This is a genomic window from Streptomyces sp. H51 (assembly GCF_035656535.1).
Taxonomy (GTDB): Bacteria; Actinomycetota; Actinomycetes; order Streptomycetales; family Streptomycetaceae; genus Streptomyces.
This window is the reverse complement of the sequence record NZ_JAYMHD010000048.1, coordinates 43,310-57,541: the sequence shown is the minus strand read 5'-3', so window position 1 is coordinate 57,541 and position 14,232 is coordinate 43,310. Positions and strand designations below refer to the sequence as shown.

Below are 14,232 nucleotides of genomic sequence, written 5' to 3'. Positions count from 1 at the left end.
CCGGCCGGTGCTCGCGTCCGGCGTGGCGGACCGGGTGCGCGGCGCGCGTGTCCGTGAACGCGCGGCACCGCGCCCGGCCGGCGGCGACAATCGACGCGGGAGGACCGGTCCGCGCGGGTCGGCCGCTCCCCCGCGCACCGCACCCGGCCGACCGACGTGGAGCCGCTCATGAACACCGCACGGGACCTCGCCATCCTCGCCCTGGACGTGGCACCGGGCCACCCGGTGGAACAGGGCGACCTCTCGCTCGCACTCGCCGGCGCCGAGGTGCTCGACCTCGTCGACGCCCTGGCCCTCTTCGTGGACGGTGACCGTCTGGTGCCCGCCGCGCAGTCGGTGACGGGCGACCCCCTCCTGGACCGGGCCGCGTCCTCGCTCGTGCGGCAGGAGCCGTACGAGTCCGTCGAGGACTGGCTGTGGCGCCGGGGGCGCGGACTGTCCGCGGCCTATGCCGACGCCATGGAACGCGAGGGGCTGACGACCCGGCCGCGTGGCCGCCGCATTCCGCTGCGCACCGGGCGGACGGTGCTGGTCGACTCGCCGGCCCGCAGCCGCGCCGTGGCGCGCCGCACGGCGGGCGAACCCGTCCTCGCCGCGCTGGCTGCGGCCGCCGGCGTCCTGGACCGGCCGACCGGTTCGAGCGGTCCGACCGGCCCCCTCCCCGACGAGGTCACCGACGCCGACGACGTGGTCACGACGGTGCTGGCCGCCGTCGGCGACGCGGTGATGGAACTGGAGGCGGTACGGCAGCGGCGGGCCGTCGAGGAGTCCGCCTACGCCAATCTCTGGCGAGGCCAGTGACGGGCCGACGGGCGCCCGGCCACCGCACCCACCGCGCCCACCGCGTCCTCCGCGTCCTCCGCGTCCTCCGCGTCACAGCGGAAGCCCGTCGGCCCGCCGTCGCTCCAGACGTGCGACGAGTTCGGCCGCCGCCGACTTGATGGTCTCCAGACCGGGCTGCCCCCAGGCCCGCGGCCGCACGTCGGCGACGCACACCGTGCCGAGCGTCATCCCCGTGCCGTCGACGAGCGGCGCGCCCAGGTAGGAGCGGACGCCGAACTCGTCGACGACCGGGTTGCCGGCGAACCGCGGGTAGTCGCGGACGTCCTCCAGGGCCAGCGCCTTGCGCCGGACCACCACATGGGGGCAGAACCCGTGGTCGCGGGGCAGCAGACGGCCCCATTCCGGCCTGCTGCCGTCGGCCCTCACCACCGGCGGCCCGTCGGCCGGGACGTGCAGGCCCGCGAAGAACTGCCGTTCCTCGTCGATGAAGTTGACCATGGAGTACGACGCGCCGCTGAGCTCGGCGAGACGGTCCGCGTAGGCGTCGAGCGCCGGATCCGGGTGCTCGCCGAGGCCGAGGCGGCGCAGGTGCCGGGTCCGTGCCGGGGCCTCCTTGTCCTCCGGGGTGAGCAGCAGACGAGCGGCCGGGAGCGACGGGTCGTACCTCATGTGCGGGCTCCGTCCCTGTGGACGCGTGTCATACGGGGCTCCGTGGGGTGTGCGGGTTTCACCTGTGGGCGCTCTGGCTCGGTGCGGGCGCCTTGGCCTGGGCGATGAGGTGCCGGACCAGGGTGAGCAGCGTCTGCACGCCGGAACTGGAGATGCGGGCGTCACAGCGCACGACCGGTGTTCCGGGGGCCAGGTCGATGGCGGCGCGCACCTCCTCGGGGTCGTAGCGGTGGGCGCCGTCGAACTCGTTGACCGCGACGACGAAGCCGAGGCCGCGCCGCTCGAAGAAGTCGACGGCCGCGAAGCACTCCTCCAGGCGCCGGGTGTCGGCGAGGACGACCGCGCCGAGCGCACCCTCGGACAACTCGTCCCACATGAACCAGAACCGCTTCTGCCCGGGCGTGCCGAACAGGTAGAGGACGTGTTCCCGGTCGAGGGTGATGCGGCCGAAGTCCATGGCCACCGTCGTCCCGGCCTTGTTCTCGACCCCGTCGAGGCTGTCGGTGGCGGCGCTGACCGTGGTGAGCAGTTCCTCCGTGCTGAGCGGCGGGATCTCGCTGACCGCTCCCACGAAGGTGGTCTTGCCGGCCCCGAACCCGCCCGCGACCAGGATCTTCAGTGCCTTCGGGAACGGGTCACAGCTGTCGTCGTAGTCCATCGAGCACCGCCTCCAGAAGGGCCCGGTCAGTGGGGTTGTCGTGGAACGCGGGTGGTTTGGCGGTCAGCGCCCCGCAGTCGACGAGGTCCGACAGCAGCACCTTGGTGACCGCGGCCGGCAGCCTGAGATGGGCGGCGACCTCGGCGACCGGAACGGGCGCGCGGCACAGGTCGAGGGCCTGCGCGTGTTCCGGCCCGAGATGGCCCAGGGGGCCGGCTCCGGTGACCATCACCTGTGACATGAGGTCCAGGGCGACGCTGGGCCGGGTGCGGCCGTTGCTGACCGTGAACGGGCGCACCAGGCGTCCGGCCGCGTCGTCCAGCCAGGGCCCGTCGCCGGCCGCCACCACGCTCAAGGCGTCATCGCCGTGGGTTCGACGGCGTGCCGCCGGGGCGCGGTGACCAGGAAGGGGCGGACGCTCTTGACCAGCATCGCCATCTCGTAGCCGAGCACCGCCGCGTCGGCCTCACGGCCGGCCAGCACGGCGAGACAGGTGCCGGATCCGGCGGTGGTCACGAACAGCAGGGTCGAGTCGAGTTCGACGACGACCTGCCGGACGTCCCCGCCGTCGCCGAAGCGGATGCCGGCGCTGCGGCCGAGGGAGTGGAGGCCGGCGGCCAGGGCGGCCATGTGGTCCGCGCTGTCGGCGTCGAGGCCGTGGACCGACTTCACGAGTCCGTCGCAGGACAGGAGTACCGCGCTGGCCGTGTGCGGTACGCGCTGTACGAGGCCGCTCATCAGCCAGTCGAGATCGGTTGCGTGGCCGGTCGGCGCGTCGGTCGCCATGGTGGATCGACTCCTCGGGGTGCGAAGGTCCGCGGGAGCGCCGGGGGCGCTGGGGGCGGGGTCGGAAGCGGGAAGGGGGGTGTTCATCCGGCCGGCGCCCTCCCGTCGTGCCGGGTGAGATGGTCGGTGCCGCGCGGCGCCTCCAGGGGCGCCGGCTCCCCGCCGAGCGGGTCGGTGGGGGCCGACGCTGTGTCAGGTACGGCCATGTGCGGCGCGGCCATGTCCGATGGGGCCATGTCCGATGGGGCCATGTGCGGCGCGGCCGTGTAGGGCGACCCCATGTCGGGCGCCTCCATGTCGAGCGTCGTCGGGTGAGGTGGTGTCAGGGGGTGTGAGCTGGGGTGGGCGGGCGTCAGGAACCCGGCGTCCAGGTGCTGCTGGGCCTCGGCGAGGCCGACGCCGCGCTGGAACGCCGCCATCAGGTCCGGGTCGTGACCGGCGACGTGCTCGCTGTCCCGGCGCGGCAGCGGCCCGTCGCGCAGTTGGGGGGCGAGGTGTTCCTGGGCGCGACGCCGGGGCAGTCGCGGTTTGCTCATGGTGCCGCGGACGGTGCCGACACGGGGCCTGGGCGGGGTGCCCATGTGCTCGGTGAGGAGATGCCGGACGTCGGGCCTGATGCCGGGCAGCGCGTCCGCGGGGGTGGGCCGTTCCTGGTCGGCGCCGCGCACCGGCAGCGGTGCGGGTGCGCCGCCGTCCGGCACGTGGGGCGCGGAACGGGCGGTCTCGCCGGGACGCCGCGGTGCGGTGTGCGCGGGCGCGCCGTGCTGTCCGACGGCATCGGAACCGGTACCGGAACCAGATCCGGAACCAGATCCGGCGCCAGAACCGGAGCCGGGCGGCAGCGTCGGCGGCTGCGCTGCCCCGTGCGGCGCTGCCGCCTCCGGCTGTGCCTCGCCGCCCGGCCGCGCCCCGGCGCCGGGGACGCCCGGCGCCGCGCCCAGCAGGCTCTGCGGCACGACGAGCACGGCCTGTACGCCGCCGTAGATGTTGGTCTGCAGCCGGACGGTGATGCCGTGCCGCCGGGCCAGCTGCGAGACGACGAACAGCCCGATGCGGCCGTCCGCCAGCAGGCCGGCCACGTTGACCTGGTCGGGGTCGGCGAGCAGGGCGTTCATCTTGGTCTGTTCACCGGCGGGCAGGCCGAGTCCGCGGTCCTCGACCTCGACGGCGAGCCCGGCGGTGACGAGACCGGCCCGCAGCAGGACCTGGGTGTGCGGGGCGGAGAACACCGTGGCGTTCTCCACGAGTTCGGCCAGCAGGTGGATGACGTCGGCGACCGCGTGCCCGAGCAGTTCGCCTTCGATCGGGGGCACGAGCTTGACCCGGGAGTACTGCTCCACCTCGGCGATGGCGGAGCGCAGCACCTCGGTCATGGGAACCGGGTGGCTCCACTGCCGGCGTGAGACGGCGCCGCCGAGCACGGCCAGGTTCTCGGCGTGGCGGCGGACGCGGGTGGCCAGGTGGTCGACGTGGAAGAGGCCCTTGAGCAGGTCGGGGTCCTCGATCTCGCTCTCCAGCTCGTCGAGGACGGAGATCTCGCGGTGCACCAGGGACTGCAGGCGCCGGGCGAGGTTGAGGAACACCTCGAGTTTCTGCTCGCTGCCCGTCTGGCTGGAGAGCTGGGCGGCCTGGACGACGGCGGTGACGGCGCCGTCGTGGGCGCGGGCGAGGTCGGCGGCGAGCAGTTCGAAGTCGTCGGCGCCTTCGGGCGGTCCGCTGCGCGGCCTGCGCTCGGGCGGGCCGCCGCCGCGGCGCAGCGTCTCGACGACGGCGCGCAGGTCGGCCTCGCCTCGGTTGGTGCTGCGGCGCAGGGCGCCGACGCGGTCGCTGACGGAGCGGGCGGCGCGGTCGGCGGCCACGGCCGCGACCAGGATTCCGGCGACGGCCAAGGAGGCGGCGCCGGCCAGCACGCCCCACAGGGCGGGGCCGGGCCGGGCGCCGGTGGAGCGGACGGTGAACAGGACGGCGGCGCCGGCGCCGAGCGCGACCGCGACGGGTGGCAGCACGGCGAGCCGCAGCAGCTGGGGCCGTATCCGGGTCTCGGGCGACACGGTGACGGGTCGGGCGACCGGCCGGCCGTGCCGCCCGCCCTCGCGGCGGTCTGCGCGTGCGGCCGGTGCGCGAAGCTGAGACATCGGTGTCCTCGTACTGGTCCGTCGGTGCCGGGGCGCACGGTCCGCGCTGTCCGGGCATGCGCCATGGGTGTCGGCCGAGGGGCCGGCGATTCGGCCCCACGTCGCCCGACGGACACTCACAGTAGTTGCCTGAGGATCGTGCGCGGTGGGCAGTCGGCAAAGTCTCCCGGGAAGCGTCCCGCTCTGGTATGAACTCTCGCACGACAGAGCGAGCAGCCCTTCCGCGGCTCGCTCAGTAGGCGTAATCGAGCGATCAGACCTGTTCAGAAGCGGTCACGACGGAACGGTGGGGAGCGGCGACTCCCGCTCCCCGCCCCTCACCGTCCTGTCCTCCGCCCCCGCCCCGCCCGTCCGGCCGGCAATGCCCGACGGACCGTCCGAGACCGCCGACGGCACCCGACCCCTCCCCTGAGTGTCACCGAGCGTGTTCGTCGAGGGTCGCGGCGCTCGACGCGCCACGGCGCGGCTGCCGGCGCCGTCAGCCCGCGCTCCGGCACAGCGCGCCGAGATCGGGTCCCGGCAGATGGATCCACCCCTCCCGCCGGGCGGCCGCGCGCTCCTCGGGGGACCGCGGCCACCGGGTGTCCCCGGCCAGCACGGCGCGCGCCACCAGCGCGCAGAGCAGGGCGTCGAGATGGTCGTGGCTGTCGGCGCACCGCGCGCGCAGCGGCTCGGGGAGCGGGCGGGCCAGGCCCGCCTCCAGCGAACGGACGACGTGCTCCCGGGCCGAGCGGGCCTCGGGAGCCGCGCTCTTGTAACTGCGGTCGAGGCGGATGCCCCACAGCCGCAGCGCGGCGGCGGGGTAGACCTCGGCGACGGCGCCCGACCCGTCCCGCGGCACGGGGGCTCCGGCCGCGGCCAGGGCGTCCAGGAGACGGGCGGCGCGCAGGGCCACGACTCCGAGGAGGTCGGTGGAGACGGACAGCGGAGGACGCGTCGCGGTCGCCTTCCAGGTCAGGTCGTCCGTCAGCCGGTACCGCAGCGGGTCGAGGCCGGGCCCGCCGTCCGTCCGTTCCGCGAAGTGTGCCGGGGGCGGCAGCCGCAGGCCCCGGTGGTGGGCGACGACCGTGGCGACGAAGTCGGAGGGCCAGCCGAGCGGGCAGTCCAGGCCGGTCTTGTCGGCCTCCCGGACCATCGCCAGCAGGTCCTCGTCCCCGTCGGGCACGACGAACTCCGCCGCCGACAGGCCCTCCCTCGTCCAGACCGCCCGGCACACGGCGGTACGCCGCGCGCTCGCGGCGAGGTCGACGCCGAGCGTCACCGTCCGCGCCGCCGGACCGTCCGGGCTCTCTGCACTGTCCACACTGTCCACGGGCTGCCGTCCGTCCTGTCCCCCACCGTCCGGCCCGGTGCCGTCGGGTGGCGCGAGCGGTCAGCCCGCCGCCACCGGGTCGGGTTCCCCTCCGCCTCCCGTCTCGAACCGGTCCGGCGGACCGCCCGGGGCGTCCGGTGCCGAGTCGTGGGCCACGAACCTCAACTCGGAGGTGTACCGGCGGCCCTGGTCGTCGCTGAGCCAGGTCTGCTCGGGCGTCGGCAGCATCTCGGTGATCGTGACGACGGCCTCGGGGTCCTTGCGGGCCAGGCGGCGCAGGGCCTTGGCGAGGATGGTGACGTAGACCGGGCTGTCGAAGTCGACGTAGAAGGGCCGGGACTCGGTCGGGGAGACGACGAAGACGTAGCGTGGCAGGCCCAGTTCGGTGCGCCAGCGGCGGGCCCCGACGAAGCGCCGGGCCTCGTCCTTCTCGTCGGCGAACCGCGCGCCCGCCGCGGACGGCCGCCAGGTCTCCCGGGCGATCACCATGCGGTCGACGGTGACCCGGGGGGTGTGTTCCGCCTGGGGCAGGACCCGGACGAGGTCCATCGCCAGGGTGGTGAGGACGTGGGAGAGCACGTCGACCGCCGGGAACCGCGAGCCGTCGGGGAGCCGTACGACGAGGTCGCCGCCGTGTTCCTCGACCGTGGCGTCGGCGGAGCGCACGACCCGGGTGCGAGCCGGGTCGGCGGTGAGGTCGGCCAGGGCGACCTGGTGGTCCTGGGGGCGTACCAGGGTGTGGCGGACCCGCGCCGAGAGGCGCGCCCGGTGTTCCTTGGGGATCAGCGGCATCAGGCGTGGGCCCGGATGGTCGCGGTCGGTCAGCCGGAACAGTTCGGACACGTCCGGGTGCTGATGGGTGAACAGGGACGCGCCCAGCGTGTTGGAGGCGACGTGGAGTTCGCCGAGCACGACGGTGAAGTCGCCGCGTGCCACCGCCTCCGCCCCGTCGGCGGCGATCATCAGGTCCGGGCTCAGATAGCGGGCCGCCGTCCAGCCGCCGGCCGTGTCGCCGAACTCCGCGCGCACGGCCGCTTCGATGTCCGCGGACCGCACGGTCACCCGGCGGGCGTCCGCCGGCGCCGCCAGGATGCGCTGCCAGCGCGTGGCGAACTCCCGCTGGAGCTCGGTGGCGGTGGCGCGCGCGGGGCCGTGCAGCACCGGCAGGCACCCGAACCAGAACGACGCCAGATCGACCGGACCGCCCTCGGCGGCGAGGCGGTCGTACACGCGGCGGGTCTCGGCCGTGACCGCGGCGGCGAGCCGGGAGGTGAGCCAGCCGGCGCTGTCCATCAGCAGCCGCAGCGGGCGCAGCGCGTCGAGGACGGCCGGGCCGAGCCGGACGGTGGCGGAGCGGCGGGTGTCGGAGTAGACCAGCGCGCGGCAGGGCGCCGTCGACGCGGACTTCTCGCGCACGGCGGCGGTGGCGGTGAGGTCGGTGAACTCCCGCTCGAGCTCCGCCATGGCGTCGACCAGGCCGTCCACGTCCCGGGCCGCCGCCACCCGGGCGCGGCCCCGCTCCAGCCGGTCCAGTGCCGCGAGGCCCCGCCGTCGTGGCTCGCTCGCGCCGACGCCTTCCAGCCACGCCCGCAGGTCGCGGTCCGGATGGGTGCCGGCCGGGACCTCCAGCCGCCACACCACCCAGCGGCGGGCCACCAGGTCGGCCAGTACGGCGGGCACGTCCGTGCCGGGCAGTTCCTCCGCGATGGAACGGGCGGGCCGGACGCCGTCGCAGCGGGCGAGGACGGCCGCCGCCTCGGCGGACACGGTCACCGGGCGCCGGCCCGGTATCCGGACCCGGTCCCCGTCGAGGGAGACGAACGGCACGCGGCGCGGGGCGATCCACTCCCGCAGGCCGGGGTCGGCGTCCAGGGTCCGCGCCAGCGCGTCGATGCCCCAACTGGCCCAGTACACGGTCGAGGCCTCGGTCAGCCCCTCGCCGGTGTCGACGACGAGTCCCCGCGCGGCGGGGTCCCAGCGGCCCCAGCCGACCGGGCCGAAGAAACCGATCGTGTCGTTCTTCACGCAGAACCGCTGCCAGTAGTGCGCGACCAGTTCCTCGCGCTGGCGGGGCATGCTGCTGCGGCTGTCCCTGCCCGGGGTCCAGCGCAGGAACGGCGCGATGCCGGAGCTGAGCACCGGGCGGTTCTGCCAGGCCACCGCCTGCCGGAAGGCCGGTGTGCGGGCGATGTCCTGGAGGGTGTGCGCGGTCTCCACGGCGGCATCCGCGAAGAGCCGGGAGAAGTCCTCCCAGCGGTCGCCGTCGAGGGGGTCGTCGGCGGCGAACTTGTCGGCCGCCTGCGCCAGCCCGGCGGGAGCCAGCCGCAGCACGCCGTCGGCGGGGAAGCCGGGCCCGCGCAGGGCGAACTGCTCCCACAGCCGCCAGCGGCCGAGGGACGGCACGAGGTCTTCGGTCATGGCACGGCTCTCCTTGGGTGGCGCGGATGGACGGTACGGGCCGACGCGGCCGACGCGTGGAGGGGCGGTACGGGCGGTGCCGCCGGTACGGTTCGGCGGGCCGGCCGGTCAGGCGGTGCCGTAGTCCGCGTCGACGACCTCGGCCAGTTCCCGCGGCGTGGGGTAGGCGAAGACCAGCGAGACGGGGACGTCCGCGCCGAGGATCTCCTGCAGCCGGCCGGTGATCTGGAAGGCGGTGAGCGAGTCGCCGCCCGCCTCGTAGAAGTCGGTGTCGGGCGTCAGCTCGGGCAGGCGCAGCACGTCCCGGAAGATGCCGACCAGGACCTCGACCGTGTTCTGGGCGGTGGCGGTGGCGGTGTTCATGGTCATGTCCTTTGCTCCTTCGGCGAGATGACGTGGTGTCAGTCGGTCGTGGTGTGGCTGTCGTTGTCGCTGTCGTCGTGCGTGCGGGTGGGGTCGTGGTGGAGGGGGCGCAGACGGGCGGGGGTGTTGCCGCCCGAGACGACGGCCACGGCCCGTTCGCGGCGGCCGGCGCGCAGCGCTCCGGCCAGGGCGACCGCGCCGCTCGGTTCGGCGTCGACGCCGTGCCGCGCCAACAGGGCGACGGCGGCGAGGATTTCGGTGTCGTCGACGGCGATCAGCTCGTCGACACGGTCGCGGACGATCGGATAGGGGACGGCCCCGGGGCACTGGCCGCGCAGACCATCGGCGACCGTCGTGCCGGGCGGCAGCTGGACGCGGCGGCCGGCGGCCAGGGAGCGGGCGTAGCGCGGGGTGCCGGACGGTTCCACGCCGACCACCCGGACCGGGCGGTGCAGGGCGGCGAGACAGACCCCGGCGAGCAGCCCGCCGCCGCCCGTGGGCACGTAGACGGTCTCGGTGTCGGGTGCGTCGGCGAGCAGTTCGGTGCCGACCGTGCCCGCCCCGGCGACCACCAGCGGGTGGTCGGACGACGGGATCAGGACGGCGTTCCGCTCGGCCGCCAGGGCGCGGGCGCGTTCCTCGCGTTCGGCCACTCCTCCGTCCACCTGGACGGTCTCGGCGCCGAGGGCGCGGACGGCGGCGGCCTTCGCGGGTGCCGCTCCCGCCGCGAGGACGACGGTGAGCCGGATGCCGAGCGTGCGCGCCAGCCGGGCCAGCGCGAGCGCGTGGTTCCCGGAGGAGCCGGTGACGATCCGGTCGGCGCCCAGGGCGAGGACCGCGTTGGCCGCACCCCGCATCTTGAAGGAGCCGCCGTGCTGGAGGTGTTCGGCCTTCAGCAGCAGGCCGGGTCCGAGGGCGGTGGCCGCCGGGCCGCGGAGCAGCGGCGTGCGGACGACGTAGGGGGCGATGCGGGCGGCGGCGGCACGCAGGTCCGCGACGCCGGGACCGGGGTCGGGACCGGGGGCGGCGGCGACGCCCGGCTCGGACGCGGGCGGTTTCGGCGCGGACGGTTTCGGCGCCGCGACGCCCGACTTCGGCGCCGTGGCGGACAGTTGCGGAGCTGCGGGGGACGAGTGCGGGGCCGCGGGGGACGAGTGCGGGGCCGTCGCGGCGCGACGCAGGTCGAGGGCGGTCATGCGGTGCTCCCGGTGGCCAGGAGCCGGCGGTCCGCCTTGCCGCCGCGGGTCGTGGGCAGGGCGTCGAGGCGCAGGAACCGGCGCGGCATCAGGTGCGGCGGCAGGGACCGGGCGAGGTGGCCGCGCAGCTCGGCGTCCGTGGTGCCGGACAGGTCGCCGGTGAGGTGGGCGAGCAGGTGCACGCGCCCCCGGTCGTCGGTGTGCGCCGTCACCACCGCCCCGGTGACGCCGGGGTGGGCCAGCAGGCAGCCCTCGACCTCCGCCGGGTCCACGCGATAGCCGCGGATCTTGACCTGCCGGTCGGTGCGGCCGACGTAGTGCAGTCCCCCGGGCCCCCACCAGCCGAGGTCGCCCGTGCGGTACAGGCGGGCGCCGGGCGGGCCGTAGGGGTCCGGTACGAAGCACTCGGCCGTGCGGGCCGGGCGTCCCCCGTAGCCGCGGGCCACGCCCACTCCCCCGATGTACACCTCGCCGACCGTGCCGTCGGGGACCTGGGCCAGGTCCGCGTCCAGCACCCGGACCACGGCGCCCGCGCGGGGCGTGCCCACGAGGTCGGCGGAGGGGTCCGGGGAGGCGGGGACGCTGTACCGGGTGGTGGTCATCGTGCACTCGGTCGGGCCGTACTGGTTGACGAGCCGGCCGGGGACGGTCCGGCGTCCGCCGGCGGCGAGGAACGGCCGCAGGGACTCGCCGCTGGAGGCGACCAGGGTGACGCCGGCCAGCGGGTCGGTGAGCTGCGGCTGCGCCGCGAGGTGGGACAGGAAGAAGGGGGTGACACTGAGCAGGGCCGTGACCCGGTGCTCGCGGACGGTGCCGGCGAACTCCTCGGGGCGCAGCAGCCTGGCCCGGTCCACGATCACCAGGCGGGCCCCGGCCAGCAGCGGTGCGAAGGTGTCCCGGATCGAGGCGTCGTAGCCGAGCGGTGCCGTCTGGAGGGCCACCGTGTCCGGGCCGAGGCCGAACGCCTCGGCGGTGTCGCGCAGGTAGGCGTCGAGGGCGCCGTGTTCGACCAGTACGGCGTTGGGCCGGCCGGTGCTGCCGGAGGTGTGGCTGACGTAGGCGAGCGCCCGCGGGTCGACCGGCCCCGGCGGCGGGCCCTGGACGGTTCCGGGCCGGTCCAGGAGGACCGCGGGGACGCCCGGGTCGAGGGCCGGGGCGAGGGCCTCGTGGGTCAGCAGCAGGCGGGCGCCCGCGCCGCGGACGAATTCGGTCAGCCGGTCGTGGGGCTGGCCGACGTCCAGGGTGAGGAAGGCGGCGCCGCAGCGCAGCACCGCGGCCATGGCCGCGACGGCGTCGGTGCCGTGCTCGACGGCCACGGCGCAGACCGTCTCCGGGCCGGTGCCGTGCGCGCGCAGCAGGCGGACGATCTCCTCGATGCGGGCGGCGAGCCGGCCGTAGGTCACCTCGCCCGCCGGGGTGCTCAGCGCGACGCGGTCGGGGTGCCGGGCGGCGTGTGCGGCGATGTCGTCGGCGACGGTGCGCATCACGCGTCCCCCTCACCGGTGACGGTCCGGTCGACGGCGACGAAGCGGAGTTCGCTGGTGTAGCGGCGGCCCTCGGCGTCGGTGAGCCAGGCCTGCTCGGGGGTGGGCAGCATCTCGCTGACCTTGAGCCGGGCTTCCGGGTCCTTGCGGGCGAGCCGCCGGGCCGCCTTGGCGAGGATGGTGACGTAGACGGGGCTGTCGAAGTCGACGTAGAACGGGCGGGGTTCGGTCGGCGAGACCACGAACACGAAGCGGGGCAGCTCGTGCCGGCGCTGCCAGTGCCGGGCGCGCACGAAGCGGGCGGCTTCCGCCTTCTCGTCGGCGAAGTCGACCTCGGCGACGGGCAGTTGCCAGGTCTCGCGGGCGACGATCATGCGGTCGAGGGTGATCCGGGGGGTGTGGGCGCCCTCGGGGCGGAGGGTGAAGCGGTCCATGACCCGCTGGGTGAGGGTGTTGGCGTAGACGTCGAGCAGGTCGTACGCGGTGCCGTCGGGGAGCACCGCGGTCAGCCGGCCGTCCCGGTCCTCGACCATGACGTCGGCGCCGAGCAGCGTGCGCGGGCGGTGCGGGTCGCCGGTCTGGTCGACCAGGGCCACGTAGTGGTCCTCGGGCCGGTCCAGCGAGGGCCTGCTGCGGGTGGACCACTTCAGCGGCAGCTCCTTGGGCAGCATGGGCAGCAGGCGCGGGCCGGGGAAGTCGCGGGTGGTCTCGGCGAGCAGCGCGCCGCGGTCCGGATGCTGGTGCACGAACAGGGAGGCGCCCATCGTGTTCAGCGCGCAGTGCATCTCCCCGAGGACGAGCTGCACGTCGCCCCGGGCCAGGGCGGCCTCGTCGTCGGCGATGACCAGCACGTCGGGGCTGATGTACCGGGCCAGCGACCAGCCGTCGCCGGGCTCGTCGAACTCCTGGCGCACCCGTTCGGCCAGGTCGGCCGTGGCGAGCCGGACCCGGCGCACGCCGGCCGGGAGGTCCAGGACGCGGGCCCACTTGGCGCGCAGTTCGGCCTGGACGGCGTCGATCAGCCGGCCGGCGTCGGGGTGCGGCGAGGGCAGGGTGTGCAGCCACAGGGTGCCGAGGTCCACCGGCTCGCCGGCGGCGCTCAGCCGGTCGTGGACGGTGCGCAGGCGGACGCGGACGGCGTCGGCGAAGCGGTTGGTCATCCAGCGGGCGGCCGTCAGGCACAGTTGTAGGGGCTCCAGGTGGGCCAGCAGTCCGGCGCCGGCGGTGGCGGTCGCCGCCCGCCGGGCGTCGGAGTACACCAGTCCCCGGCACGGCGCGGTCCGTTCGCCCTTGGCCCGCTGCGCCTCGCTGTCGGTGAGGGCGGCGAAGTCCGCCTCCAGGGCGCCGATCGCGGCGGTCAGCGCGGCGGCGTCGGTGCCGGCGGCGCGTACCGCGTCCCGGCCGCGTTCCAGCACGGCGAGCCGGTCCAGTGCCCGCGTGCGGGCGGCCTCGTCGGGGACGCGTTCGAGGATGCGGCGCAGGGCGTGGTCGGGGTGGGTGGCGGCCGGCACCTCCAGGCGCCACTGCACCCAGCGGCGCTTCACCAGCTCGCTCACGGTACGGGCCGCTTCGTCCTCGTCCAGGCCCAGCTCGGCGGCGATGGCGGCCGGGTGCCGGGTGCCGTCGCACAGCTTCAGCACGGCCAGCTCGGCCGCGCCGATCGGCTGGGCGGGGCGGCCGGGGACGTGGACCGTGCCGTCGGCGCAGCGCACGAAGGACACCCGGCGCGGCGGGATCCAGCGCATCAGCTCCGGATCCTCGGCGAGCACCTTCGCGAGGGCGTCGATCGCCCAGCCGGAGAAGTACACCTCGTGCGCGGCGAGGAAGTCCCGCCCGGGGTCCACGGCGACGGCTCCCGGCGCGGACGGGTCCCACCGGCCCCAGCCGACCGGACCGAAGAACCCGATGGTGTCGTTCTTGACGCAGAACCGCTGCCAGTAGTGCGCGACCAGTTCCTCGCGCTGGCGGGGCATGCTGCTGCGGCTGTCCGTGCCCGGGGTCCAGCGCAGGAACGGCGCGATGCCGGTGCGCAGGACGGCGGGGTTCTGCCAGGCGAGGGCCGCCTGGAAGCGCGGCTGGGCGGCGATCTCCTGAAGGTGCCGGGCGGTACCGACGGCGGCCGTGGCCAGGTCGTCGGCGAAGGCCTGCCACTCGGGTCCGGACAGCTCGGCGCCGGGGCCGAACTTGTCGGCGGCCTCGGCGAGTCCGGGCGGGGCAAGGCGCAGCACGCCGTCGGCGGGGAAGCCGGGGCCGCGCAGCGCGAACTGCTCCCACAGCCGCCAGCCTCCGCCCGGCAGCAGGACAGGTGCGTGCTCGTCCGACATCGCGTGCTCCTTCCGAAACGGGGGGTGCGCGGGAATCGCGCGGCTCGGCCGGGCGGCGGGCGCCCCCGGGGTGCCGGACGGCGGGTGCCGCCGGGGTGCCGGGC

12 protein-coding genes are annotated in these 14,232 nt (G+C 75.6%); 1 reads left to right on the top strand and 11 read right to left on the bottom strand.

Annotation, left to right across the window (positions count from 1 at the left end):
- Positions 1-168 precede the first annotated feature (168 nt).
- Positions 169-801, top strand: coding sequence for a GOLPH3/VPS74 family protein (locus VKA29_RS13795; protein WP_324785788.1), 633 nt, complete (start codon positions 169-171; stop codon positions 799-801).
- 72 nt (positions 802-873) lie between these two features.
- Here the strand turns inward: VKA29_RS13795 and VKA29_RS13790 are convergent, their stop codons facing one another.
- From VKA29_RS13790 to VKA29_RS13740, 11 genes are all read right to left on the bottom strand, one after another.
- On the bottom strand, positions 874-1,452 hold the full coding sequence (locus tag VKA29_RS13790) for a GAF domain-containing protein (RefSeq protein ID WP_324785787.1): 579 nt from the start codon (positions 1,450-1,452) through the stop codon (positions 874-876).
- Positions 1,453-1,510: 58 nt separating this feature from the next.
- On the bottom strand, positions 1,511-2,110 hold the full coding sequence (locus VKA29_RS13785) for a GTP-binding protein (RefSeq protein WP_324785786.1): 600 nt from the start codon (positions 2,108-2,110) through the stop codon (positions 1,511-1,513).
- Positions 2,088-2,459 (bottom strand): DUF742 domain-containing protein, encoded by a 372-nt coding sequence (locus tag VKA29_RS13780; RefSeq protein ID WP_324786071.1) that lies wholly within the window; start codon positions 2,457-2,459, stop codon positions 2,088-2,090. Before VKA29_RS13780 ends, VKA29_RS13785 begins: the two co-directional genes overlap by 23 nt.
- A 2-nt stretch (positions 2,460-2,461) precedes the next feature.
- Complete coding sequence (locus VKA29_RS13775; protein WP_324785785.1) at positions 2,462-2,896, bottom strand: roadblock/LC7 domain-containing protein; 435 nt, start codon at positions 2,894-2,896, stop codon at positions 2,462-2,464.
- Between the two features lie 83 nt (positions 2,897-2,979).
- Positions 2,980-5,031, bottom strand: a complete 2,052-nt coding sequence (locus VKA29_RS13770; RefSeq protein ID WP_324785783.1) for an ATP-binding protein — start codon at positions 5,029-5,031, stop codon at positions 2,980-2,982.
- Between the two features lie 478 nt (positions 5,032-5,509).
- Positions 5,510-6,343, bottom strand: a complete 834-nt coding sequence (locus VKA29_RS13765) for a DUF429 domain-containing protein (RefSeq protein ID WP_324785782.1) — start codon at positions 6,341-6,343, stop codon at positions 5,510-5,512.
- A gap of 60 nt (positions 6,344-6,403) precedes the next feature.
- Positions 6,404-8,761, bottom strand: coding sequence for a lantibiotic dehydratase (locus VKA29_RS13760; protein WP_324785781.1), 2,358 nt, complete (start codon positions 8,759-8,761; stop codon positions 6,404-6,406).
- A gap of 108 nt (positions 8,762-8,869) precedes the next feature.
- Complete coding sequence (locus tag VKA29_RS13755; protein WP_324785780.1) at positions 8,870-9,130, bottom strand: acyl carrier protein; 261 nt, start codon at positions 9,128-9,130, stop codon at positions 8,870-8,872.
- A 32-nt stretch (positions 9,131-9,162) separates the two neighbouring features.
- Positions 9,163-10,320, bottom strand: a complete 1,158-nt coding sequence (locus VKA29_RS13750; protein WP_324785779.1) for a threonine ammonia-lyase — start codon at positions 10,318-10,320, stop codon at positions 9,163-9,165.
- Entirely contained in the window at positions 10,317-11,804 is a 1,488-nt protein-coding gene (locus tag VKA29_RS13745) for an amino acid adenylation domain-containing protein (protein ID WP_324785778.1), read from the bottom strand. Before VKA29_RS13745 ends, VKA29_RS13750 begins: the two co-directional genes overlap by 4 nt.
- Positions 11,804-14,128: a lantibiotic dehydratase gene (locus VKA29_RS13740; protein ID WP_324785777.1), complete on the bottom strand. Its 2,325-nt coding sequence runs from the start codon at positions 14,126-14,128 to the stop codon at positions 11,804-11,806. Before VKA29_RS13740 ends, VKA29_RS13745 begins: the two co-directional genes overlap by 1 nt.
- Between the last annotated feature and the right edge of the window lie 104 nt (positions 14,129-14,232).

Excerpts from the sequence above, each read along its gene's own strand:
- VKA29_RS13770 (WP_324785783.1), bottom strand. The coding sequence starts at position 5,031 with ATGTCTCAGCTTCGCGCACCGGCCGCACGCGCAGACCGCCGCGAGGGC.
- VKA29_RS13745 (WP_324785778.1), bottom strand. The coding sequence starts at position 11,804 with ATGCGCACCGTCGCCGACGACATCGCCGCACACGCCGCCCGGCACCCC.
- VKA29_RS13755 (WP_324785780.1), bottom strand. The coding sequence starts at position 9,130 with ATGACCATGAACACCGCCACCGCCACCGCCCAGAACACGGTCGAGGTC.
- VKA29_RS13790 (WP_324785787.1), bottom strand. The coding sequence starts at position 1,452 with ATGAGGTACGACCCGTCGCTCCCGGCCGCTCGTCTGCTGCTCACCCCG.
- VKA29_RS13750 (WP_324785779.1), bottom strand. The coding sequence starts at position 10,320 with ATGACCGCCCTCGACCTGCGTCGCGCCGCGACGGCCCCGCACTCGTCC.
- VKA29_RS13785 (WP_324785786.1), bottom strand. The coding sequence starts at position 2,110 with ATGGACTACGACGACAGCTGTGACCCGTTCCCGAAGGCACTGAAGATC.
- VKA29_RS13775 (WP_324785785.1), bottom strand. The coding sequence starts at position 2,896 with ATGGCGACCGACGCGCCGACCGGCCACGCAACCGATCTCGACTGGCTG.
- VKA29_RS13740 (WP_324785777.1), bottom strand. The coding sequence starts at position 14,128 with ATGTCGGACGAGCACGCACCTGTCCTGCTGCCGGGCGGAGGCTGGCGG.
- VKA29_RS13795 (WP_324785788.1), top strand. The coding sequence starts at position 169 with ATGAACACCGCACGGGACCTCGCCATCCTCGCCCTGGACGTGGCACCG.
- VKA29_RS13760 (WP_324785781.1), bottom strand. The coding sequence starts at position 8,761 with ATGACCGAAGACCTCGTGCCGTCCCTCGGCCGCTGGCGGCTGTGGGAG.